The organism is Pleionea sp. WD8-19, from assembly GCF_055326765.1.
Genome location: NZ_JBUZOU010000014.1, coordinates 35,800 through 58,749 on the forward strand (window position 1 = coordinate 35,800; position 22,950 = coordinate 58,749).

Annotated in this window: 20 protein-coding genes; 12 read left to right on the forward strand and 8 right to left on the reverse strand. The window is 45.3% G+C overall.

What is annotated here, in order from left to right; genetic code table 11:
* Positions 1-93: 93 nt before the first annotated feature.
* Positions 94-690 carry a glutathione S-transferase family protein gene (locus ACTUJY_RS15380; protein ID WP_463616999.1) on the reverse strand — a complete coding sequence of 199 codons (597 nt, stop codon included), beginning with the start codon at positions 688-690 and terminating at the stop codon, positions 94-96.
* A gap of 11 nt (positions 691-701) precedes the next feature.
* Positions 702-1,418, reverse strand: coding sequence for a DUF3667 domain-containing protein (locus ACTUJY_RS15385; RefSeq protein ID WP_463617000.1), 717 nt, complete (start codon positions 1,416-1,418; stop codon positions 702-704).
* A gap of 135 nt (positions 1,419-1,553) precedes the next feature.
* Here ACTUJY_RS15385 and elbB point away from each other — a divergent pair, with 135 nt between their 5' ends.
* Positions 1,554-2,207, forward strand: a complete 654-nt coding sequence (gene elbB / locus ACTUJY_RS15390; protein ID WP_463617001.1) for an isoprenoid biosynthesis glyoxalase ElbB — start codon at positions 1,554-1,556, stop codon at positions 2,205-2,207.
* Positions 2,208-2,260: 53 nt separating this feature from the next.
* Here the strand turns inward: elbB and ACTUJY_RS15395 are convergent, their stop codons facing one another.
* Positions 2,261-3,430 carry an MFS transporter gene (locus ACTUJY_RS15395; protein WP_463617002.1) on the reverse strand — a complete coding sequence of 390 codons (1,170 nt, stop codon included), beginning with the start codon at positions 3,428-3,430 and terminating at the stop codon, positions 2,261-2,263.
* A 147-nt stretch (positions 3,431-3,577) separates the two neighbouring features.
* Between ACTUJY_RS15395 and ACTUJY_RS15400 the strand changes: the two genes are divergently transcribed.
* Positions 3,578-5,554, forward strand: coding sequence for an OPT family oligopeptide transporter (locus tag ACTUJY_RS15400; protein WP_463617003.1), 1,977 nt, complete (start codon positions 3,578-3,580; stop codon positions 5,552-5,554).
* Positions 5,555-5,725: 171 nt separating this feature from the next.
* Positions 5,726-6,685: a VanZ family protein gene (locus ACTUJY_RS15405; protein WP_463617004.1), complete on the forward strand. Its 960-nt coding sequence runs from the start codon at positions 5,726-5,728 to the stop codon at positions 6,683-6,685.
* Between the two features lie 20 nt (positions 6,686-6,705).
* Here ACTUJY_RS15405 and ACTUJY_RS15410 read toward each other — a convergent pair whose 3' ends face one another.
* Complete coding sequence (locus tag ACTUJY_RS15410) at positions 6,706-8,754, reverse strand: thioredoxin domain-containing protein (RefSeq protein ID WP_463617005.1); 2,049 nt, start codon at positions 8,752-8,754, stop codon at positions 6,706-6,708.
* A gap of 90 nt (positions 8,755-8,844) precedes the next feature.
* Here ACTUJY_RS15410 and ACTUJY_RS15415 point away from each other — a divergent pair, with 90 nt between their 5' ends.
* The gene (locus tag ACTUJY_RS15415) at positions 8,845-9,543 is read left to right on the forward strand and encodes a DUF599 domain-containing protein (protein WP_463617006.1); all 699 of its coding nucleotides are present in this window, start codon (positions 8,845-8,847) and stop codon (positions 9,541-9,543) included.
* Positions 9,544-9,561: 18 nt separating this feature from the next.
* Here the strand turns inward: ACTUJY_RS15415 and ACTUJY_RS15420 are convergent, their stop codons facing one another.
* The 4 genes from ACTUJY_RS15420 to ACTUJY_RS15435 all read right to left on the reverse strand — a co-directional run bounded on the left by ACTUJY_RS15420 (position 9,562) and on the right by ACTUJY_RS15435 (position 13,450).
* Positions 9,562-11,142 carry a GGDEF domain-containing protein gene (locus ACTUJY_RS15420; protein ID WP_463617007.1) on the reverse strand — a complete coding sequence of 527 codons (1,581 nt, stop codon included), beginning with the start codon at positions 11,140-11,142 and terminating at the stop codon, positions 9,562-9,564.
* 4 nt (positions 11,143-11,146) lie between these two features.
* Positions 11,147-11,989 carry an endonuclease/exonuclease/phosphatase family protein gene (locus ACTUJY_RS15425; protein ID WP_463617008.1) on the reverse strand — a complete coding sequence of 281 codons (843 nt, stop codon included), beginning with the start codon at positions 11,987-11,989 and terminating at the stop codon, positions 11,147-11,149.
* 11 nt (positions 11,990-12,000) lie between these two features.
* Entirely contained in the window at positions 12,001-12,744 is a 744-nt protein-coding gene (locus tag ACTUJY_RS15430) for a thioredoxin domain-containing protein (RefSeq protein WP_463617009.1), read from the reverse strand.
* 103 nt (positions 12,745-12,847) lie between these two features.
* On the reverse strand, positions 12,848-13,450 hold the full coding sequence (locus tag ACTUJY_RS15435; protein ID WP_463617010.1) for a c-type cytochrome: 603 nt from the start codon (positions 13,448-13,450) through the stop codon (positions 12,848-12,850).
* Positions 13,451-13,627: 177 nt separating this feature from the next.
* On the opposite strand from ACTUJY_RS15435, the gene yihA reads away from it, so the two are divergent.
* The 8 genes from yihA (at position 13,628) to ACTUJY_RS15475 (ending at position 22,941) form a co-directional block, all read left to right on the forward strand.
* Positions 13,628-14,287 (forward strand): ribosome biogenesis GTP-binding protein YihA/YsxC, encoded by a 660-nt coding sequence (yihA, locus tag ACTUJY_RS15440; RefSeq protein ID WP_463617011.1) that lies wholly within the window; start codon positions 13,628-13,630, stop codon positions 14,285-14,287.
* Positions 14,288-14,448: 161 nt separating this feature from the next.
* Positions 14,449-16,458, forward strand: coding sequence for a transketolase (tkt, locus tag ACTUJY_RS15445; RefSeq protein WP_463617012.1), 2,010 nt, complete (start codon positions 14,449-14,451; stop codon positions 16,456-16,458).
* 146 nt (positions 16,459-16,604) lie between these two features.
* Complete coding sequence (gap, locus tag ACTUJY_RS15450) at positions 16,605-17,606, forward strand: type I glyceraldehyde-3-phosphate dehydrogenase (RefSeq protein WP_463617013.1); 1,002 nt, start codon at positions 16,605-16,607, stop codon at positions 17,604-17,606.
* Between the two features lie 137 nt (positions 17,607-17,743).
* A complete protein-coding gene (locus tag ACTUJY_RS15455; RefSeq protein ID WP_463617014.1) occupies positions 17,744-18,922 on the forward strand; it encodes a phosphoglycerate kinase in 1,179 nt (392 codons plus the stop codon).
* 50 nt (positions 18,923-18,972) lie between these two features.
* Entirely contained in the window at positions 18,973-20,037 is a 1,065-nt protein-coding gene (gene fba, locus ACTUJY_RS15460) for a class II fructose-bisphosphate aldolase (protein WP_463617015.1), read from the forward strand.
* A 109-nt stretch (positions 20,038-20,146) separates the two neighbouring features.
* Entirely contained in the window at positions 20,147-20,581 is a 435-nt protein-coding gene (locus ACTUJY_RS15465) for a hypothetical protein (RefSeq protein ID WP_463617016.1), read from the forward strand.
* A gap of 152 nt (positions 20,582-20,733) precedes the next feature.
* Positions 20,734-22,185, forward strand: coding sequence for a Wadjet anti-phage system protein JetA family protein (locus tag ACTUJY_RS15470; protein WP_463617017.1), 1,452 nt, complete (start codon positions 20,734-20,736; stop codon positions 22,183-22,185).
* Between the two features lie 78 nt (positions 22,186-22,263).
* Entirely contained in the window at positions 22,264-22,941 is a 678-nt protein-coding gene (locus tag ACTUJY_RS15475) for a DUF4194 domain-containing protein (protein WP_463617018.1), read from the forward strand.
* The last annotated feature ends 9 nt before the right edge of the window (positions 22,942-22,950 follow it).

A 22,950-nucleotide genomic window follows, 5' to 3' on the forward strand; every position in this document is an offset into this window, starting at 1 on the left:
TCCCCAAGCCGAATTCGTATTGCCTCCAACGTGCTAGCGTGTGGGGGCTTTCTTTTTATGGGCCAAGCATAAATTATCGTTTTCTCTAACGGTTTACATCGCAACAAAACCGGGCAAAGCTTTTACGCGTTTTAACCAATGACAAATTTGAGGAAATGGGCTTAAGTTAAACCCACCGTCGCTCGCCGCGTGTGTGTACGCGAACAAGGCGATATCCGCAATACTGGCCTGATTGGAACCAAACCAATTCTGACTTTCAAGGTGTTGCTCCATTACCGACAATGCCTGTTCACCTTTTTTAAGCAAGGTTTCAAGTTCACTGTTTCGCGGATGATCAATCGGTAGAAATTTTTTGATAAATCGTGCCACAGCAATTGCAGGCTCATGGGTGTATTGTTCGAAGAACATCCATTGCAGCACTCGCGCTTGCGCTATTTTACTTTGCGGAAAAAATTCGCTGTCACGAGCCAGATAAAAAAGCCCTGCGTTGGATTCTGGCAAGCAGGTACCATCTTCTAATTCTAATACGGGAACTTTTCCGTTTTTATTTTTCGCTAAAAACTCAGGTGTGTGCGATGCGCCCGACAATATATCAACTTCTTCCCAGTGATAATTGAGCTTGAGCAGTTCAGCCATGAGCTTTAATTTGTAGCAGTTTCCGGATTGTGCCATTCCGTAAATGGTTATCATGGGATGCCTTTTTAAAATTTCAGTGATTCGATGTGAAACACGTGCGCTAATAATATCAGTGCAGACATGGTAATAAACGAGGCGAACATATAGGCGATGAAAAGTAAAAGCGAACGCCATAATGCTTGCCAAAAACTTAATTGAAACAGTTTTAGCGTTGTCCAAGTTAGATAAATGGGTGCGATTATAAAACGGGTGTACTCAAATTTAACTGGAAGAATCACCGCGATAAGTGAAAGTAATATCGTAAACAATAAATAGCCACTCCAGCAGTAGCACAATATGACATAGCTCTGCGCCCAGTTTATTTGAAATTTTCTAAAGATGACTTGAAACGCGAAAGCGGTGAGCGCCAAAAATACAAACATTAAATAGTTAATTAAAACAATGATTGATTTAGCGATATCTTTTTTTCCGGCGAAAGTTACGTTGATATCCAGAGAAATGATAACAAATGCATAAATTGCAGCGACAAAAAATAGAAATTTAAAAGGATTGGTGTAAATTACTCTTTTGCCATCGAGATAATCGCGGATCATTTGTCCGGGACGTGTTAGCAAATCGCGAATGACGCGCACAAATCGAAAATCCAACTCGCTGGTTTTACTGAAAAACTCACCGAGTACCGGTCGAACAGCAATCTCTTGTTCTGCCTTCTGCCCGCAAAAAGAACAGATGGGGCCATTGAGTGGTTGATTGCAGTTCAAGCATTGTTTGATATCAGGCATATTATTTGTACTGTGCTGTGGCCTAGCCTCAGTATAGTGGATAGCCCATATCGCAACAATCAGCTTTGCAATCTGTTGATGGATGATTAGTATTAACTGTACTTAGGCCCAAGTTAATTCAGGAGTAATCAAGTTATGAAAGTTGCGGTGATATTATCGGGTTGTGGAGTATTTGATGGGGCAGAAATTCATGAAAGCGTGCTGACCCTTTGGGCACTGGAACAACAAGGCGCTGAATACCAGTGTTTTGCACCCGACATGGAACAGGCCCATGTGATTAATCATTTAACCGGTGAAGAAATGCCGGAAAAGCGCAATGTGCTGGTTGAGGCAGCACGTATCGCGCGGGGTAAAATTAAAGATATAAAGCAAGCCGATGTGAACCAATTTGACGCATTGATTTTACCGGGGGGTTTTGGTGCGGCAAAAAATCTTTGTGATTTCGCGTTTAAAGGCAGTGAGTGCAGTGTTAATCCCGATGTTTTACATTTTTGTCAAGCGATGGCAGAAGCTCGAAAACCGGTTGGCTTTATTTGTATTGCTCCGGCGATGATCCCTCATGTGTATGGCAAAGGTACCAAGCTGACGATAGGAACCGATGAGGAAACCGCAAAAACGATTGAAACTATGGGCGGTGAGCATGTGGCTTGCCCGGTCAATCAATTTGTGGTGGATGAAGAGCGAAAGGTTGTTTCAACCCCGGCTTATATGTTGGCTGGTAATGTTTCTGAAGCGGCCAGTGGTATTACCAAGTTGGTGACAGAAGTGGTGCGATTGGCAAAAGCTTAACCGTTGGTATTTTTAATTTATCGCGTCTTTAGTATAAGCTTCAGGCGCGATTTCTAAACACCTTTCAATTTCCGAAAAACAAGTAATGCGCTGATCACTATAATTGGCAACAAACTCACCAATAACACACCTTGCCATTGAAACTGAAATAATAACCAACCGGAACTGAGTGCTGCTAATGCTTGTGTTCCAAATACACTAAAATCATTAAAAGCTTGAACTTTAAATTTTTCGGCACTGCGATAGGTGGTGGGCAACAAGGCGGTTCCGGCGACAAACAAAAAATTCCAGCCGATTCCAAGCAGTACCAACGCAGTCCAGAAAGCGACAAAGGTTTGAGATCCGTAAGCGATCATTAGGCATAAAATAAACGCCAATAATCCCAAAAACATCACGCGATAATAGCCGTATCGATTCACCAGTTTTCCTGAAAAAAATGAGGGTAAGTACATGGCCGCAACATGAGATTGTATTACCCATTTGGTTTCTTCCAGTGAATGATGAAAGTGGTTGTGCATGCTCAATGGCGTCGCGGTCATTAGAAAGCTCATAACACCATAACCAACCGCTGCCGCTGCTACGGCAACAACTAATTCGGGTTGTTTTAAAATCAAACTTAAAGGTCGACCTTGTAAATGGGCGTCGGCAGCCTGCAGTGTAGAGTTTTGAGTAAAACTCAGGAGCAACAATCCCAAAACATAAACCAGTGTGAGAAGTAAAAATGAACCGGCATAGTCTTGCGGTAAAAGATGCTTTCCCAATAAGGAAAGTTCAGGTCCAATAAACGCGGCCAATATGCCACCGAGTAAAATGGTGGATGCGGTTTTGGCTACTGAATCCGGAGAGACTAACTCGATCGCAGCAAAGCGGTATTGTTGAACCGCCGCAACGGATGAGCCGATACCGGTCGCGGCCAGACAAAATAGGGTGAAACTTTGTAAGGATAGGCTGTAACTGGCAAGCAAAGCAGAAGCAACGCCTAATAGTGCGTAGCCTAAAAAGACTTTTTTACGGCCGAACAGACTCATCAACCAAGAGGTTGGTAAAGTATTGGCGGCTAGACCAACGATTCCGAGCGCCACAGGGAGAGTTGCGAAAGACGGATCCGGTGCGATGTCACTGCCGATTATGCCGGCAATTAAAACCAGCATGGAAGTGCCTGAGAGCATGAGTGCGTAGCAGAGAGTAAACAGCCAGACTTGTGACGGAAGTTTTTCAGACAATGAATCTTGTTCCATTAACCGCAGAAAGGCATGCAAGGTAACTGGAAAGGCCACGAAAGGCAAAATTTTGCGGTTAAATTTGACCTTGTCGCTGACAACTGGTTTGATCGAGCACTTTAACAATAAAATCAAATTGGTGATTCATTTATGAGCCAACCGTCCAAAGGACTCGATCCCAAAGCCTATCGGCCGCTTAAGCCGGGCGAAACCTATCAGCCGTATATTCCAGCACAGGAGACTCTCGCCGAGTTTACATTTAAATCACTGGGTTTAGGTATTTTATTTGGCATTATCTTCGGAGCTGCTAATGCCTATTTGGGCCTTAGAGCTGGATTGACGATCAGTACATCCATTCCGGTGGCCGTTATGAGTGTCGCTGTATTTCGATTGCTCGCTAAAGGGGGCATTAAAAGTACCATTCTCGAAACGAATATTGCTCAAACCACTGGCTCGGCGTCTAGTTCGGTTGCCAGCGGCGTCATTTTTACCCTTCCTGCACTCTTTATGTGGGGGGTTGCACCCGATTTGCTACAAATGACGATTCTCGCCATGAGCGGTGGTTTGCTTGGCATACTGTTTATGATCCCACTGCGTAAATATTTGATCGAAAAAGAACATGGCAATTTGCCTTATCCAGAAGGAACCGCTTGTGCAGAGGTTTTGGTGGCGAACGAAGCCGGAGGCAATCGCGCCAAGTTTATCTTCCTGGGTATTGGCGTTGCTGCTTTGTTTAAAACGTTAACGTCTTGGATAAAAGTCATTCCCGATCATGTTTCTTTTAACATTCCGTTTGTTAAAAAAGCGTCGGTGGGTGTTGATCTTTCGGCTGCGTTATTCGGTGTCGGTTACATTTTAGGACCTCGTATTGCGCTGATTATGGTGGGCGGAGGACTTTTGTCGTCGCTGATCATTATTCCTTCGATCGCATACTGGGGTGACGCTCGGACCATTCCCCTTTTTCCGGAAACGATTAATCTGATCAAAGATATGTCGGCCAGTCAAATCTGGACTCGTTATGTTCGTTATATTGGCGCTGGCGCGGTGGCAACGGCGGGTATCATCACTTTAATCCGCAGCATTCCGGTGATGTTAGAAAGTTTTAAAGTGGGTGCTAAGCAATTAGAACAACGTTCTCATGAACACCAATCGGGCGCGGTGCCAAGAACCAGCCGCGATTTACCACTGAAAGCTGTGGGCGTTGGTGTACTTGCTGTGGTATTGGTTTTGACAATAACCCCCAATGCCTTTGGCGCAGTAGGGGGCATTGATACCCGGTTAGTGGCTGCTGTTTGTGTCGCAATCTTTTCATTTTTCTTTGTTACTGTGGCGTCTCGAATTGTCGGGCTGGTGGGAGTGACGTCAAACCCAACCAGTGGAATGACAATCGCGGCACTGTTGGGTACGGCGACTTTATTTTTGGCAATGGGATGGACTGACAGCAGTGGAAAAGCAGCTACGCTGATTGTCGGTTGTGTGGTTGCCATTGCGGCGTCGATTTCTGGCGATACGTCACAAGATCTTAAAAGTGGTTTCCTACTCGGTGCAACGCCGCGTAATCAACAAGCGGCAGAGTTAATCGGCGTTCTCACGTCGGCTACTTTTGTTTGTTTGGCTGTTTTGCTGTTAGCCGAAACGTTTGGTTTTGGCAGTAAAGAGTTACCGGCACCACAAGCGACATTGATGAAGTTGGTGATTGATGGTGTCTTGGACCAAAACCTGCCTTGGACTTTGGTTGCCATTGGTGCGGGTATCGCAATTGTTTGCGAACTGTTTAAAGTGCCATCTTTACCTTTCGCCGTAGGCGTGTATTTGCCGGTATCGACAATGACACCCATTTTTATCGGCGGCATGATCCGACATTACTTTGAGAAACGCACTAAAAACCAAGAGAAATTGGAAGCTCGACGCGAAAAAGGTGTGCTGTTAGGGTCGGGCTTTGTAGGAGGCGAGGGTTTACTGGGTGTTGGGATCGCTGCGGTAGCTTTTATCCAATCGCAAAAGCCTGCAGGTATCGGTACTGGATGGGCTGGCAGTGATTGGTTTGCGATGGTTGCAGGTGCTGTTGCTTTCACTTTGCTGGTGGTTTGGTTTTTCCGATCGATCAAACGGGCAGAAGTGGAGTAACCTGTAGCATAAGCTTCGACCCTTTCAGGTCGAAGCTTATCAATAAGTAAAACAATCGAAATTCGGGATACGAACTTTCTCTGTTTTAAATGGGTAAATATTTTTTTACCTATTGAGTGTTTTATTCCGAGTTGGAGTTACAATAGCGTTTTATTTAAGAAGGATCCTTTTATGGCTATTATCTCGCAAGTCGCTTTATTTCGTTCCAGGCCATTGCAAATAATAATGGCGCTGACCACCGTTATACTTACGATTTTATTGTTTTTTGGAAAACCCGATTACTACCAGAGTCGCAGTATTAAACAACTCTGGGAATCCGGACACTTTGTTCTGTTTTTCTTATTAACTTTATTATTACTTATGATCCCTAAACTCTACCGCGATAATCGGCCTCGTTGGTGGTTGATTCTTTTGATCGGTGTTGTGTTGGGTTTTGCAACCGAAGCGATACAGCTGTTGGTTGGACGAAATTTTGAGTGGAAAGATTTGCTGAATGATGGCCTGGGTATTTTGGCCATGTGTTGTGTGTACTGGTTGTTTGTTAGCAACAATAAAGTGATTAAAGTTGTTGCTTTGTTCATCGCCCTATGTTTATTCGTTGTAGGTATGCGTGATCTGATTTACTCGCTGATTGATGATTACGATATTGAATCATACCCCTATATTTTGTCAGACTTCGAATCACCCTATCAGTTATCACGCTGGGACTTTAATTCAGCGGAATTGAGCTTAAGCTCAGAATTTCTAGTCGATGGTAATTGGGGAATGAAAGTTCAATTTTTTCCTCACCAATATCCGGATATTACCTTAACAGAATTTCAACACAACTGGAGTCTTTTTAATTACGTTGAGCTTACCCTGTATAATCCGCAAAGTTTTGCATTACCCTTTGTCTTTAAAATTTATGATCGCGCACATCCCGATAGCGACTACGCGTTCAGTGACCGTTTTAATCGTGAAATTGAAATGAAGCCGGGAGTTAATAAAATTAGAGTGGCTTTAAAAGACATACAAAACACGCCAGTAAATCGAAAAATGGACATGCAACAAGTCTTATCGATGAGCTTGTTTATGATCGACTTACAACAGCCCATTACGTTTTACATTGATGGCGTGCAGTTGGTGAAGTAATGTTGAGTTCCACGAAGCGTTTATTTATTTTGCGATGTTAACTGTTGCTCCAAATCGTCTAATGAATAAACCTCAGGTAAGCAGGCTTGAACGGTGCATACTTGAGCGTAAGCCTGATGACCCACAGGAAACTTATTCTTTAATATTTCTGGAAGCTTTCCAGAATTAGGAATAAACAATACGCAATGTTGATAATTAAATTTTTCATCCAGATGCTGCTGCCACTTAAGGCCTTGTTCCTGCTCGGCGCGGATCACTACCAGTTTTAAATGCTGCGCATTGAGCAGTGCTTCGATCATGGTCGCACAGGAAATTGGCGATTTGTTCATGTGTTTTGCCGCAGAGGCTAACACCTGGTCAACAATTTCCTGATAAGTTTCGTTAGCCAATAACAAGCCAAGCGGTAACAACACTTTCGCTGCGATCGCATTGCTATTCGGTAACGCGTCATCATGAAAGTGAGTCGTTGCGACGGGTAATTCACCAGAATTAGAGTAACAAAACGCACCATCTTGAAAAAAGCGCGTGATCATTTGCTCGACGACTTGCATAAGCCATAGCATCCGATCCGGATCCCATTGATACTTTAATGACTCCAGTAGCGCTTCTGCCAAAAACGCATAATCGTCCAAAAAAGCACTTTGATACGATTCACCGTCTTTATAACAAGACAGTAGACGAAAATTTTGCCACATAAACTGATGAAGGAAGTCGAGCGTATGAGTTGCTGATTCAATCATCAGCTCGTTATTTAGCAGTCGGCCAGACTTAAGCAAGGCAGTCACCAATAATGCATTCCATCCGGTTAGAATTTTATCATCTCTTTCGGGTCTTACACGTTGATTGCGATAGTTCAGTAACTTTTGCTTGATTGGATCAAATTGCCATTGCACTTGTTTTAAAGGCAAGTCGAGTTTTTCAGCCAATGACTCGAGGGAATACCATTGATGCAAATGCCACTTGCCTTCAAAGTTAGGCGCTTGTTCCAGACCGAAAGCAACTTTCGCTAATTGCCATTCTTCATTAGTTAATAAAAAAGAAATTTCTTGCTTATCGAATAGATAAAATTTACCTTCTTCTTTTTCACTATCGGCATCCAGAGTTGCATAAAACCCACCTTCAGAATGATGCATTTCTGTGATTAACCAATGAAACGTGTTTAAGCAAACTTCGGCAATGGAAGGCTCCTTGTTAAATCGTGCGAGTTCGGCATAAAAATCCATTAGTACGGCATTGTCGTACAGCATTTTCTCGAAGTGCGGAATACCCCAGTAATGATCAACACAGTAGCGAAAAAATCCGCCTGCCAGATGATCGAATAAACCGATGCGAGACATACTTTGCGATGCCAACATTATGGCTTTGTACAGCTCTTCACTTTGCTCGGGACGCTGTAAAATGATAATTTTTAATAACGATTTTAATAGAGCACTTTGTGGAAATTTGGGTGCTCCTTGTAACCCACCCCATTGTGGATCGCAATGCTTCAAATATTGTTCGATAAATTGTTTTTGTATGTTATTGGAATCCAAAGGATGAGAGCTTGTTCGATTGAGTTCGCTTAACTTGTGCGAGATATGCAGACTCATGTTTTGCACATCGTCATATTTATTGTGATAAATATCGACAATGGTCATTAAAATTTGCTGCATTGATGCCATTCCTTGCCGTGGCGTTGGCGGAAAATAAGTACCGGAAAAAAATGGAATCAGAGATTGAGGCTCAAGAAACAGCGTTAGTGGCCAACCACCACCACGTTGATTTAATAACTGATGGGCTTGTTGGTAGAGCTTATCAAGATCGGGGCGCTCTTCGCGATCAACTTTTATACTGACAAAATGTTGATTCAAAATTTTGGCGGTTTGCTCATCCGCAAAGGATTCATGCGCCATGACATGACACCAGTGGCAAGCCGAATAACCAATCGACAAAAAAATCGGTTTATTTTGCTGTCTTGCATATTCGAGAACTTGCGGTTGCCATTGTTGCCAATGCACCGGATCATCCCGATGTTGAAGTAAATAAGGGCTTGGCGCAGTTTGCAAATTGTTTTGACTAAACGATGACACAATCACCTCAATTGTGTAAATTGACGGTTACCCAAAGCAAGGGGTGAATCACATAACTATACACCTTTTCATCTGCCGGCTGTGAAAACTATGCCCGAAATTTTATCGTTACTCGACTGGTTTGCGTTGTTCTGGTTTTGCATTTGTTGGCTGGGTTACGCTTTATTTGCTTACCGGAATGCGAAATCGAGTCCAACGTTGGCTTCTGCACTCACGGGTGTACGCGGAATTTGGATGTCGCGTGTATTGGATCGCGATGTACGTATCGCCGATGTCACTGCACTGGGTATCTTACAAAGGAATGTCACGTTTTTTGCGTCAACCACCATTTTTATCCTCGCAGGATTATTAACCGTTTTGGGTGCTACCGAGCAAGCGATTGAGTTGACCAATACGTTACCATTCATCATTGAAAATACACGAGCCAGTTGGGAAATAAAGTTACTGGTATTAGTATTTGTGTTTGTGTATGCCTTTTTTAAATTCGCCTGGTGCGTACGTCAGTATAATTTTGCCATTGTGATGCTCGGGGCTGCTCCTGCAACGGATGCCATCGACTCTGATAAAGCGTGTTTTGTGGTCAATGCGAATTTGCTATTAACTCGAGCCAATAACTCTTTTGCACACGGTTTAAGAGCATACTCGTTTGCGATGGCCATTCTTGCATGGTTTGTACAGCCCTGGTTATTTATCATCGCAGCAACTTGGGTTGTCGCTGTTTTATATCGACGCGAGTTTCATTCGCATACATTAGAAGCTCTAAATGCTGCGAGCAGTCTATCGAAGTAACGAGATAGGCTCCGTCGCTTAGTTTAAGCTGCCGGTTGGACGCTCACAGCACACTTGATTGCGACCTTTCTCTTTTGCTCGATAGAGTGCGCGGTCTGCTCGTTGAAAAACATCGCTGCTGGTATCTGTGCCGACAAATTCCGCGACTCCAAACGATGCAGTAATCTGTAACGTGCGAGCACGAGTTAATTTTATGGTTTCTTGGCCGACTTTAATTCGCAATTTGTTGATGGCTTTGGTCGCTTCTTTGAGCGGTGTTTCCGGCATTAAAATCACAAACTCTTCGCCACCAAAGCGGGCAATAAAGTCGGATTCCCGAATACCGAGCCGCAAAATTTCCGCAACTTGTTGCAAAACTTGGTCACCAGCATCGTGCCCCAGCTCATCATTGACCTTTTTGAAATAATCAATATCGACCACTGCTAGACTCAATGGGCTGCGATAGCGGCGCCAACGTAAAAACTCTTGTTCCAATCGTTCTTGATAGGCGTAGCGGTTGGGCAATTGCGTTAACGGATCGTTATGGGCGCGGTAGCGCTGTTCTTGCAAATTGTTTTTCAACAGCTCGGCTTCTTCTTCAGTAACCTGAAGTTGCTCTCGCATAATCGTCAGCTCTGCAAGCGAGGCTTGTACGCGATTATTTTGTGCTTTTTTAAAGCGATTAACACTGTTGATGATGTGTTCAAAACTGGACAATAACCGAACTTTTAAGTTACCCAGGCCGCTGGCATCGCTGATTTCTTGCTGAAGTTCTGCAATCGTACGTTTGAGATCATCATCCAGCTGCTGAGTATCGGCAATCATTCCATCGTGACTGACGGCTGCTTGGTTTAGATAAGACGCCACATTTAATAATCGTTTATTCAGTTTTTGCAAGAAGCTTTCGAACTGAACATGCTCTTGGCTGGCGGCTTCCAGTAAAGCGGTTGCGATCTGCTCTATCAGTGGGGACAGCTGTTCGTATTGTTGCAAACCCGACAATTGTTCTTTGATAGTACCGGTGGCTTTGCGATACACGTCGATAGTGCCGAGTTGCTCGACAAAATTATTGAGCGCATCGCGCAAGCGTTCGGGAATGGAGCTGGTTCTTTCGGCAGTGGGGCGTTGTTCTAAATGAACATCGGATGCTTGGAAATCTTCCTCTTTAGGCTTTGAAGATTGGCGCCGGAACAGATCCCAAACACTCTTTTTTGCGGTAGGTTTTGCAAGTTCCGTGATTGTTTCGGTCAGTTGTTGTATGAGTTCAGGTAGTGAAGACTGTGCCGCCTGCTTTTTCAATCGACGCAGTTGTTTTTGGGCATTGCGAGGCAGGTTGGCGGCTAACAGCTGATCGATCAACATGAACAACAGGGCTTGCGGATCACTTTCTGGATCGATTGATTTTTCATGATCTTCTTCAATGTCACGCAAACAACGCGTAATGTCATCGACGATGCTTTTCAATGTGTCGTTATCGACATTTTGTTTCAGTTGTTTGCGTAAATGGCTCAAGTGTTGATCCAAGGTCGGATCGACCCCCATTCCGCTGTAGCTAACGAGCATCAAATAACGGCGCATTTGTTCCATGCCGTCGGTGTTTTCGTTTGACTCTGTCATCATAAAATTAAGCGTAACTGCTCAAGGCATAATCCGGCGCGCGCGCCTGAATTCGGTCGGCCAGTTCCTTCGGCAGTTTGATGTCCATGGCGATTGGCAAGTGATCGGAAATCACATCGGGCAGTACTTCAACTCGTTCCACCATTAAATTAGGGCTAACGATGATATGATCCAGTGATTTACGCGGTTTCCAACTCGGGAAAGTGGGTTCGCATCGATCGGCGATGCGTGTCGTTAATCCTGCCTGTTGAAATTGCTCAGTGATCCAGTCGGGTTCGCAATTAAAATCGCCCATGATGGCAAAGTAATCATGGGACTGCAGAGCTTCGGCAATGTAATGGATTTGCCGACGTTGTGCTTTTTTCAGTAAGGCCAAATGCACAACCATGACCACTAACGAATGTTGGCCATCACCAAAGCTGACTTCCAGCGCGCCGCGCCCTGGAATAATTCCGGGCAGACTGTGGTCGACCACAAGCTCGGCGGGTATTTTCGATAGAATACCGTTGGAATGCGCCGCGATGGTAGCCAGGTTGCGGTTGCATTGCAGGTGCCAATGTGGGAATCCGGCATGATCGGCCAAAAATTCCACTTGATTAATGTAACTGCTGCGTAAACTACCGGCATCGACTTCCTGTAAGGCGACAACATCGTAATCTTTAACCAAATCGGCAATTCGCGTGAGATTGAGATGTCTTCCAGAGTGAGGCAACACATGACGCCAGCTTTTGCGCAGGTAATCGGAATAGCGCGCGGTGTCTATACCTACCTGAATGTTAAAGCTCAACATGCGTAAGCGTTTAAAACCATTGGTAGTCTTAAGGCCCGGTGTGTTTGCAAGTTCGACCATGGATTTTTGTATTACATCGCTTCACTTTGTTGTAAGTAGCGAAGGATCTCCAGTAAACGGGCGGGTGTTTTGGCCTGATTGGCATTAATGCTGTAACGCCCTTTAAAAATAATAGTCGGCACAGTCGAAATAGGGTAACTACGAAGACGATTTTGTATTGATTTTAACCGTTTCGGTAATTCCGAGTCGTATACAGCTTGCTCAATACGCTCTTTGTCGTCACTGAGCGCGGAAAGGAGTTGCTGGTAAACTTTGGCTTCGCTCCAGTTGGGCGGTGTTGACTGAATGGCTTCGAATAATTGTAGGTGATGTTCGGTATTCGCATTCAGCGATTGCGCCATTAATGTGAGCCGGGCTGGCGGTCGCCAGGCTTCACGAAAAACCGCAGGCCACAAAGTGACCGAAAACTGGCTTTCGCTCAGTGCCTGATAAACATGGTAACTGGATTGTGAACCGTACCAAAACACCAGTACCAGTTCGGGTGCGGATTTATCTATTGAGGTGAATAATGTGTAATCTTTGCCTTCGATAACGGAAGGAATTTCGGTTGTCAGACTGTTTGCTGTCGCAGATGATATTGCTACGGATAAGCACAACGAAATAATAGCGATAAGTTTTTTCATAGCGTCGAATTTTTTCTCATTTTCAATTTTTTTAACTGTTAAGTGCTTCACGCCAGCGGCATTCCATCCGACAATTGAATTTGGTGTCAGTTCGCTGGCGCTACCTGCTAATAATATATGAATGATAGGCATTTGAAGCCTTGAAATATTGACTTCAATCTTCGAATTATTGGAGCCTTTCAGGCACAAAAAAGGCGACCCGAAGATCGCCTTTTTGATTGACCATTCAATGCAATTAATGCAAACCGACCAAGTAATAAGCCAACGCTTCGATCTGTTCGTCACTTAATTTTGCTGCAATATCACGCATCATACGGTTACTGTCATTATCTCGCTTGCCATCACGAAAGTCTTTCAGTTGTTTGATGGTATAAGCTGGATTTTGACCGCCTAAAGACGCAAATCCTGCTGAATCAAGACCATTTCCTTGAGGTCCGTGACAGGCGGCACAAGCCGGAATTTTACTCGAGGCATCGCCAGCGCGGTAAAGGTTTTGGCCCAGAGTAATGTACTTATCCGGAACCGCTGCGTATTGAGTTTCTAAATTGGCATAGAATGCGGCGATATTGCGAATATCCTCTTCGCTTAATGCGGTCGCCTGTGCGCTCATGAGCGGATCGCTGCGCTCGCCGGATTTAAAGTCGTGCAATTGTTTCTCAATATATTTGGCGCGTTGCCCAGCCAGTTTTGGGTATTCCTGAGTCATGGTTTGATTGCCATCGCTTCCGTGGCAGGCTGCACATGGACCTGCTGCGAGCTGGCCTTTAGCAGCATCGCCGGTCGCGACAGAAACGCTTGCAAACCCCAAACAGGCAAATAGAACTGCGAATTTTTTCATTGTTTGTCCTTATTATGGCGGAGACTTTTCAGGGCTGATGTTCGCCCTTCTAATTATTTGTTCAGAAACTGGCTTTCGTACCCGGGGCGCCGTGCTAAACTTGCGCCAAATTAATGAAAGTGGCTGAATTATAGGGAAACTGCCTGTAAAAAGCCATAACCTGAAACGGGACTTCTGATGAGTTCACAAAAGCAGAAACCGAAAAAAATTAATCCTTTCCACCAAGCGGTCTATCTTAAAGGCGCAGCGGAACTGATTCAATTACCTCCGGACGGCGGAATTGAAGTGGCGTTTGCTGGTCGTTCCAATGCTGGAAAGTCGAGTGCATTAAATGTGTTATGCGAACAAAAGTCATTGGCACGTACCAGTAAAACCCCTGGTCGAACGCAGTTGATTAATTTGTTTACCTTGGACAGCGATCGCCGTTTGGTCGATTTGCCTGGATACGGATTCGCCAAAGTGTCGCTTGATGTCAAAGAGCGTTGGCAAGCAACGTTGAGTCAATATTTGCAGCAACGCAGCTGTCTGAAGGGGTTGGTGGTGCTGATGGACATCCGCCACCCACTGAAAGAGGTCGATCAGCAAATGCTACACTGGGCGGCGGAAGTGGGGTTGGCAACGCACGTGTTGCTGAGCAAGTCCGATAAATTAAAGCAGGGTGCAGCCAAAAGCACGCTCTTAAAAGTAAAAAAAGAAGTTCAGACCATTCATCCTGAATTCACTGTACAAAATTTTTCATCATTGAAACGTCAGGGATTTGATCAGTTGATGCTAAAGCTTCTCGACTGGTTTGAGTATAAAAACGAGGCATCGAATGAGGGTGAAATGAAGGGATAAAGGCGATTCGGTCTAAACGATTGTGGTTTTATTACGACATTTTTTATAACGAAAAACACCGCTATCTGCGCAAAAAATACGCGAAATGGTTTGATTTTTGCCCCTTCGGTTTGAGAAAATACGCGCCATTTCAAAATGGGCCCACAGCTCAGGAGAGTTCTATGCCAACCCGATTCGAATTAGCTAATGCTATCCGTGCGTTAAGTATGGATGCTGTACAGCGAGCTAACTCAGGCCATCCCGGTGCACCCCTTGGAATGGCGGATATCGCCGAAGTTCTCTGGAACGACTACCTCAATCATAGCCCGAAGAACCCTCAATGGGTTAACCGCGATCGCTTTGTCTTATCCAATGGTCACGGGTCCATGTTGATTTATTCTTTGCTCCATCTGACCGGTTACGCTTTGACATTGGACGATTTAAAAAACTTTCGTCAATTGCACTCGAAAACACCTGGACACCCCGAATACGGTTATACACCCGGTGTCGAAACCACCACGGGGCCTTTGGGTCAGGGGTTGGCCAACGCGGTTGGTATGGCCATCGCGGAAAAAACGCTTGCCGCTCAATTCAATCAAGCGGAATTTAATATGATCGATCACTACACCTACGTGTTTTTGGGTGATGGTTGTTTGATGGAAGGTATTTCACATGAAGTCTGTTCTTTGGCCGGTACTTTGGGACTCGGCAAGTTAATCGCATTTTATGACGACAATGGCATTTCTATTGACGGCGAAGTGGAAGGCTGGTTTTCCGACGATACACCAAAACGTTTTCAATCTTATGGTTGGCAGGTGATTTCTGCAGTGGACGGACACGATCCCGATGCAATCAAAGCTGCCATAGAGCAGGCCCGAAGCGAAACCAATAAGCCTACGTTGATTTGCTGTAAAACCACCATTGGTTTTGGCGCGCCAACCAAAGCCGGTAAAGAAGAATGTCACGGTGCACCGTTGGGAGCCGATGAAATAGCCGGTACACGAAAGAATTTAAACTGGCACCATGGTCCTTTTGAGATACCGGATAACATTTACGCAGGTTGGGACGCACGCGAAAAAGGTGCGACGCTGGAAGAAGAATGGAACAATCGGTTTATTGCTTATCGGGATGCGCATCCCGAACTGGCTGCGGAACTGGAGAGACGGCTAAACGGCGCTTTACCGGCCGATTTTCAAGCCAAAGCGATGGAATTTATCCGTAACACACAAACGGAAGCGGCCAAAATTGCCACGCGAAAAGCGTCGCAAAACGCCATTGAAGCTTTTGCCGCGGAATTACCCGAGTTATTAGGCGGTTCGGCCGATTTGGCTGGTTCTAACCTGACGTTGTGGAGCGGCTCAAAAGGCATCAGCGCCAAAGAAGCCGACGGCAATTACCTCTATTACGGCGTGCGCGAGTTTGGCATGGCAGCGATTATGAACGGTATTGCTTTGCACGGCGGATTCATACCCTACGGCGGTACGTTTCTGATCTTTATGGAGTACGCACGAAATGCCTGTCGTATGGCTGCCTTAATGAAGCAGCGTGCGATTTATGTCTTCACCCACGATTCTATCGGTTTGGGTGAAGACGGTCCGACCCATCAACCGATCGAACAATTGACTAGCCTGCGCACCACTCCGAATATGTCGCTATGGCGGCCTTGTGATGCGACTGAAACGGCGATTGCTTGGAAAGCAGCATTGGAACGAAACGACGGTCCGACGGCTTTGGCTTTATCTCGTCAGGGATTGCCTGGCTTAAAGCGTTCCGAAGAACAACTGGAAAATGTCGCTAAAGGCGGTTATATCCTGCGTGATTGCAACGGTACACCGGAGTTGATTTTGTTGGCAACCGGCTCAGAAGTGGAGCTGGCGCTGAAAGCCGCAACCGAACTCGATAAAAGCGGTTATCAAGTACGCGTGGTTTCCATGCCGAGTACCGATTTATTCGAGCAGCAATCGACTCAATACAAAGAAAGCGTCTTGCCTTCAGCCATCATTTCGCGCATTGCGGTAGAAGCTGGATACCCGGATTTCTGGTACAAGTACGTCGGTTTGCAGGGCAAAGTATTGGGTATGCCGACCTTTGGGGAATCGGCACCAGCCGGTGCGCTGTTTGAAGAATTTGGTTTTACCACCGAAAATTTGGTGGCAATGGCTGAAGAAATGCTAGCGAAAAACGCCGAATAAATACATTACAACCAAGACACAAAGTGAATGCGGGTGATCACCGTTCGTTAGAAATCGGGACACCGCACTCAAAAGTACCACGGCGAAATCCGAGAGGCTTTCGCTTTACTTTTTACAAGTACCCGTCATCAACAGTGAGGTAAACAATGACAGTAAAAGTTGCCATTAACGGCTACGGCCGTATTGGTCGCATGGTTTTACGTGCTATTTACGAGCTCAACCGTCAGGATGAAATTAAGGTTGTGGCTATCAACTCTTCCCATCCTATTGAAACCAACGTTCACTTAACTAAATACGATACCACTCACGGTCGCTTTGAAGCGGATGTTACGGGTGATGAAACGCACATGTATGTCAACGGTGATCCGATCGCTATGTTGGCGGATCGTAATCCGGAGAACCTTAAATGGAGTGATTACGACGTTGACGTGGTGCTTGAGTGTACCGGTGTCTTTAATGACAAAGCGGGTGCGTCGAAGCATTTTGTTGGTGGTGCCAAAAAAGTATTGATCTCAGCACCAGGTGCAGCGGATGTCGATGCCACCATCGTTTATGGTGTTAACGACGATATCCTCACTTCTGATCATCAGGTGGTTTCCAACGCATCTTGCACCACGAACTGTTTGGCTCCTGTTGCGAAAGCCTTGAACGAAGGTTTAGGTATTGAGAGCGGTTTAGTGAATACCATCCACGCGTATACCAATGACCAGCGCATCATCGACAACCAGCACAAAGATTTACGTCGTGCTCGTGCCGCGGCGATGTCTGTCATTCCAACCAAAACCGGTGCTGCCAAAGCGGTTGGTTTAGTGTTACCTGAATTGAACGGTAAGCTCGACGGATTTGCGATGCGCGTGCCTACGGTTAATGTTTCTGTTGTCGACTTAACCTTTACTGCGAGTCGCAATACCACGGTGGAAGAAGTGAATGAAATCATGAAAAAGGCGGCCGACGAGCATGTGTTGTCGTACAACGACGAGCCGCTTGTTTCAGTGGACTTCAATCATCACTCGGCGTCCAGTATTTTCGATGCCACACAAACGCGTGTGATTGGCGGAAACCTGGTTAAAGTGGTTTCCTGGTATGATAATGAGTGGGGCTTTAGCTGTCGTATGCTGGATACCGCCATCGCGATGATGAAGGTTTAGTACAGACACTAGAAACAGTGCGTCGCTGTGGCGACGTACTGCGCAACCGTTACAGGACTAACCACAGCATTGCGTTTTTCAGTTACAATATCGCCCCAACTCCATCCAATCAATTCAATTCGAAAAGGCTTTCCATCATGTCAGTGTTACGAATGACCGATCTCGATCTTCAAGGCAAACGCGTACTGATCCGCGAAGATCTCAATGTACCCATCAAAGACGGTCGAGTGACCTCCGATGTTCGAATTCAGGCCGCAATTCCGACCATAAAACTGGCGTTGGAAAAAGGCGCCAAAGTGATGGTGATGTCACATCGGGGGCGCCCAACGGAAGGTGAGCTCACTGCCGAAGACTCGATGGCGCCCATCGCCGAACACCTTAATCAATTGCTTGATGTTCCGGTTCGATTGGTTTCGGATTATCTTGACGGCTTAGACTTGAAAGAAAAGGAAGTAGTGCTGTTTGAAAACGTGCGTTGTAATGTCGGTGAAAAGAAAAACGATGACGCCTTATCAAAACGTTATGCAGCACTGTGTGATGTGTTTGTCATGGATGCCTTTGGTACTGCCCATCGGGCACAGGCTTCGACCCATGGAGTCGCTAAATTTGCACCCGTTGCTTGCGCCGGTCCTTTACTTGCTGCAGAACTGGATGCCTTAGGTAAAGCGTTAGATAACCCAGCACGCCCAATGGTTGCTATTGTTGGTGGCTCCAAAGTATCAACCAAATTGACCGTGTTGGATGCGCTTTCTAAAATTGTTGATCAATTGATTGTCGGTGGAGGCATTGCTAATACCTTTATTGCTGCAAAGGGTCATAACGTTGGCAAGTCCTTGTACGAAGCAGATTTGATACCGGAAGCCAAAAGACTGATGGAGCAAGCCGAAGCTCGTGGTGGCGAAATTCCGGTACCGACAGATGTGGTGGTCGGTGAAGCATTTTCCGAAAGCTCGCCTGCAACCTTAAAGTCGGTCGAAGCCGTCAACGATGATGATATGATTTTTGATATTGGACCGGAAACGGCAACCAAGTTGAACGACATTCTCGCCAATGCAAAAACCATCGTCTGGAATGGTCCTGTAGGTGTGTTTGAATTCGAACAGTTTGCCGAAGGCACCAAATCGATGTCGCACGCAATTGCTGAGAGTTCTGCTTTTTCTATTGCTGGCGGTGGCGATACGCTGGCTGCAGTGGATCAATTTGGCATCAAAGACAAAGTTTCTTATATCTCTACCGGTGGAGGGGCTTTCCTCGAGTTTCTCGAAGGCAAAACATTACCCGCGGTAGACATTTTGGAACAGCGTGCAGCGGAATAACTTTTAAAATATAAGATTACCCAACATCAGGAAGAACAGAGGAAACCGAAATGGCTTTAATTTCAATGAGACAGTTACTGGACCACGCCGCTGAGCATGGTTACGGCGTACCTGCATTTAACGTGAATAATTTGGAACAGATGCGTGCCATCATGGAAGCAGCTGATAAGACGAATTCGCCAGTGATAGTGCAAGGCTCGGCTGGCGCTCGAAAGTACGCCGGTGCACCCTTTTTACGCCACTTGATACTTGCAGCGATTGAAGAGTTTCCCCATATTCCTGTGGTGATGCATCAGGATCACGGAACCAGCCCAGCCGTTTGTCAGCGCTCTATTCAGCTCGGCTTTTCCTCGGTGATGATGGACGGCTCCTTACGTGAAGACGGTAAAACGCCAGCCAGCTACGAATACAATGTGGATGTCACGCGTCGTACCGTTGAAATGGCACACGCCTGCGGTGTTTCGGTAGAAGGTGAGCTTGGCTGCTTGGGCTCATTGGAAACGGGTGAAGCCGGCGAGGAAGACGGAATCGGTGCCGAAGGCAAGTTGTCACACGATCAATTGTTAACCGACCCAGACGAAGCTGCCGATTTCGTTAAGAAAACCAAAGTTGATGCCTTAGCAATTGCGATTGGTACTTCACACGGTGCGTACAAATTTACCCGACCACCCACAGGCGACATTCTAGCGATTGATCGTGTGAAAGCCATTCACGAACGTATTCCTAACACACACTTGGTGATGCACGGTTCATCTTCTGTTCCGCAAGACTGGTTGGCGGTAATTAACGAATTTGGTGGCGAAATTCCGGAAACGTATGGTGTTCCGGTGGAAGAAATCGTTGAAGGCATCAAGTACGGTGTGCGAAAAGTCAATATCGACACGGACTTACGCTTAGCATCAACGGGCGCCATTCGTCGTCATTTGGCGCAAAACACCAGCAATTTCGACCCGCGGAAATATTTTGCTGAAGCCACTAAAGCCATGACCGAAATTTGTATCGCACGTTATGAAGCTTTCGGTACGGCAGGTAACGCTTCGAAAATTAAACCGATTTCTTTAGAAGGCATGTTTAATCGCTACGAAAGTGGTGAGTTGGATCCAAAAATCAACTAATCGATTTGGCATGTATTCGATTATGTAACCCGGGAATGGCGTAGCGTCTCCCGGGTTTTTCTTTCGCTTTTTCATTGCCACCGTTCTTTAAAACTTTTAAATTGCCTTCATGGAAGATAACAATCCCAATCCTTACAAGACCAGCAACACCATTGAAGTTTCGTTGGAGCAACGGTTAATCGACGAGCAAAACCTGTTTGGCACGATCCTGGGCTCATTTGTTGGAGCAGTACCTGGATTCATCCTTTACCTATTGATCATTCCATACCCCTTTTACGCTGTTGCTGCTTATTTTGTTCCGGGGTTATTTATCGGCTTTTTTGCCGGATTTATGGGCCGAGGACTTCATAAATTACATCGGATTGCCAGTGCTCTGGTCACTTTGTTTTGTGTGGTAGTGGTTAGTTGGTATTTTGAAATACAAGGTATTGGTGTAGGGCTGTCCCTCATCAATTGTGTCGTCGCTGCTTTCTTGGCCAATCGACATTTATCGCGTGATGAGGAAAATGCGGTATTCGAATACAAAATAGGAATAAAACGCTAATCTTACTTTTTGTGAGCTGTTATAAATAACAGAAAGGCGACCCAAAAAAATCTAAATTAAATGCAGCATTCGTTGATCGCATCTGGTAGATTCCTTTATTAATACACGGTTTTTGCATCGAATAAATAACACACACTGGTCGTCATTTTTGAATGTTTTTTGATCAAAAAAAGAAAGATTTTTTCCGCCCGCTAACCAGCAAATATCGCGAACAAATTGTAGGCTGTTTGCAGGCTCTTTATGCGCAACTATATACCGCGCAAGCCGATTATCAATCGATAAACACAAGGGAAAAAATTGTCTCCCTGTTTCAGGAAACCGTTACACGTTCACCCGTATTCGATTCCGATAATGAAGACGACAGCTCATTGCCAGTAAAAAACGATCGCGAACAAGCCAATTGGATCCTTAATGGTTTACTGGAATACGGATGGCTGGAAAAACAAGTCGATGAAGCAACGTTGCAAAGCTCTTACGCTTTTACTCGCGTAGGTCGGCTATTTACTCAAGCGATTGTCGAAACCAACGGCGCGGCATATCGCACGCGTCATCGCAATACGCGCAATGTGCGTAATGCGTTAAAAGTGTTTGTGGAGCAAGGTGATGTGTATGATCTGCTCGACGCCTTCGAGTTTTCCGAGCGCATTATTTCGGATTTTAGTGATACCATTGCCGAACTTGACGAACGGAAACGTCAATTGGTGAAAGAAGTTGAAGCGCAACAACTGGTGCAAAAAGCCAGCGAAGAATTCTTCGAGTTTATGGAAAAGCGATTTATGCCGGATTTGGCGATTCGACTCTCGGCAGACAGTGTCGAAAAGTGGCGAGATGAAATTCAAGACTCCATTAACAAAGCACGTCGAAAGCGTAAAGAGTTTAAGGCGGATGCCGAAACCGGCTTAAGAAAAGTGGCGCCGGAGTTGATTGAACATCCCAAAGCGTCGGTCTACCTGATGGTGCTGGAACGCATTGAACAACGCATTCATCGTGCCTCTGAAATCATGTTGCCAGCATTACGTCAATCGTTGCATGGCTTTACCCGACGTGCCGATATCATCATGCGTCAATTGAGTTTTTCAGCGCAAGGTCGACAAAATGATATTGCGGAAGTTTGTCAAACCTTATCCCAACAGGATGAAGGTACCGTGAATCAAAAGCTGAAAGCAGCGGGCGAAAAACTTGCGCAAATTCAGGTGGCATTTTTTGATCCACAGCAAGTCAAACTTTACAATCGCCAGAAGAAACGCGTGGTTGATGCGCGCGCCGAAGAAGGTGCCAGTATGGATGACAGTGCACGAAAAGATTTATACATTCGACAAACCATCGAGCGCGCTTTTGCACTGAGTAATCAAGATATGGCAGAGTATCTGGTGAAATCGTTAGGCGCGGGTCATCGAATCTACTCCCATCAACTTCCGATCGATTCAGCTCGAGAATTATTAATGCGAGCGCATGCAATCGAAGTTGGTTCTGCCGGTCGACAATCCAGTGAATTTCAATTTCAGGTTGAGCCCACAGGCAAACGAATTCGAGATTCATATTTTGAGGCGGATGAGTTTTCGATTACTTTAGTTAAAAATTCAGATTCAACAATCAATAATTAACAATGTAGGATGGGCGCTAACCCATCAAAGTCAAATAAATCAAATGATGGGCTAGCCCCATCTTACGAAAAACGAACTATGAAATTAAGTCGAAATCTAGAAGAGTTATTAGAAGCTTACCACGTATCTTTCGCCGAGTTTCAGGAGTTGGTCATTCGGTTAATGAACTATTCTGTTTTATGCCGAAACGAAAATGCTATCGAACAGGAGCTGTATGACCGCTACGTACGAGTTGAAGAGCTGGTTCGTGATTATTTGTCGATCGCACAAATTCGATTGCATCACGACGGTCATTTTCAATACGTTCGTTTGTATCCGCCAGCAGCAGAAATTCCAGGCATTCGTGAGTCGGAAGAATCAAATTACAGTGGCAGCCTGCGCCAACGATTAACGCAAAACGAAGTAGCCTTGGTGTTAATTTTTCGATTGCAATACGATAAAGCCTTGCGAGAAGGTAAAATTGATGACAGTGGTTTTGCATTAGAGTCATTGGAGTCAATTTCCATAGCGATGAAAAATATGTTGCGTCGGCCGTTACCTGAAAAGCTCACTGAACGGAAAAAGATTTTCCAACGACTGCGTCAATTACGACTCATACAGTTTCGCGCCGATGAAGAATTTGAAAGTGGTGAAACCTGGATCAAAATTCATCCAATGATCGTCACTTTTGTAAACGAAGACGCTATAGAAGCTTTGTCGTTTGATGAAGAAATTAATGAACCGGAACAAGAGACGGAAGTATTCGAAGAATCGTAGCGGCAGACC

Excerpts from the sequence above, each read along its gene's own strand:
- ACTUJY_RS15475 (WP_463617018.1), top strand. The coding sequence starts at position 22,264 with ATGAAATTAAGTCGAAATCTAGAAGAGTTATTAGAAGCTTACCACGTA.
- ACTUJY_RS15465 (WP_463617016.1), top strand. The coding sequence starts at position 20,147 with ATGGAAGATAACAATCCCAATCCTTACAAGACCAGCAACACCATTGAA.
- elbB (WP_463617001.1), top strand. The coding sequence starts at position 1,554 with ATGAAAGTTGCGGTGATATTATCGGGTTGTGGAGTATTTGATGGGGCA.
- fba (WP_463617015.1), top strand. The coding sequence starts at position 18,973 with ATGGCTTTAATTTCAATGAGACAGTTACTGGACCACGCCGCTGAGCAT.
- ACTUJY_RS15400 (WP_463617003.1), top strand. The coding sequence starts at position 3,578 with ATGAGCCAACCGTCCAAAGGACTCGATCCCAAAGCCTATCGGCCGCTT.
- ACTUJY_RS15385 (WP_463617000.1), bottom strand. The coding sequence starts at position 1,418 with ATGCCTGATATCAAACAATGCTTGAACTGCAATCAACCACTCAATGGC.
- tkt (WP_463617012.1), top strand. The coding sequence starts at position 14,449 with ATGCCAACCCGATTCGAATTAGCTAATGCTATCCGTGCGTTAAGTATG.
- ACTUJY_RS15425 (WP_463617008.1), bottom strand. The coding sequence starts at position 11,989 with ATGGTCGAACTTGCAAACACACCGGGCCTTAAGACTACCAATGGTTTT.
- ACTUJY_RS15420 (WP_463617007.1), bottom strand. The coding sequence starts at position 11,142 with ATGATGACAGAGTCAAACGAAAACACCGACGGCATGGAACAAATGCGC.
- yihA (WP_463617011.1), top strand. The coding sequence starts at position 13,628 with ATGAGTTCACAAAAGCAGAAACCGAAAAAAATTAATCCTTTCCACCAA.
- ACTUJY_RS15380 (WP_463616999.1), bottom strand. The coding sequence starts at position 690 with ATGATAACCATTTACGGAATGGCACAATCCGGAAACTGCTACAAATTA.
- gap (WP_463617013.1), top strand. The coding sequence starts at position 16,605 with ATGACAGTAAAAGTTGCCATTAACGGCTACGGCCGTATTGGTCGCATG.
- ACTUJY_RS15405 (WP_463617004.1), top strand. The coding sequence starts at position 5,726 with ATGGCTATTATCTCGCAAGTCGCTTTATTTCGTTCCAGGCCATTGCAA.
- ACTUJY_RS15470 (WP_463617017.1), top strand. The coding sequence starts at position 20,734 with ATGTTTTTTGATCAAAAAAAGAAAGATTTTTTCCGCCCGCTAACCAGC.
- ACTUJY_RS15415 (WP_463617006.1), top strand. The coding sequence starts at position 8,845 with ATGCCCGAAATTTTATCGTTACTCGACTGGTTTGCGTTGTTCTGGTTT.
- ACTUJY_RS15430 (WP_463617009.1), bottom strand. The coding sequence starts at position 12,744 with ATGCCTATCATTCATATATTATTAGCAGGTAGCGCCAGCGAACTGACA.
- ACTUJY_RS15455 (WP_463617014.1), top strand. The coding sequence starts at position 17,744 with ATGTCAGTGTTACGAATGACCGATCTCGATCTTCAAGGCAAACGCGTA.
- ACTUJY_RS15435 (WP_463617010.1), bottom strand. The coding sequence starts at position 13,450 with ATGAAAAAATTCGCAGTTCTATTTGCCTGTTTGGGGTTTGCAAGCGTT.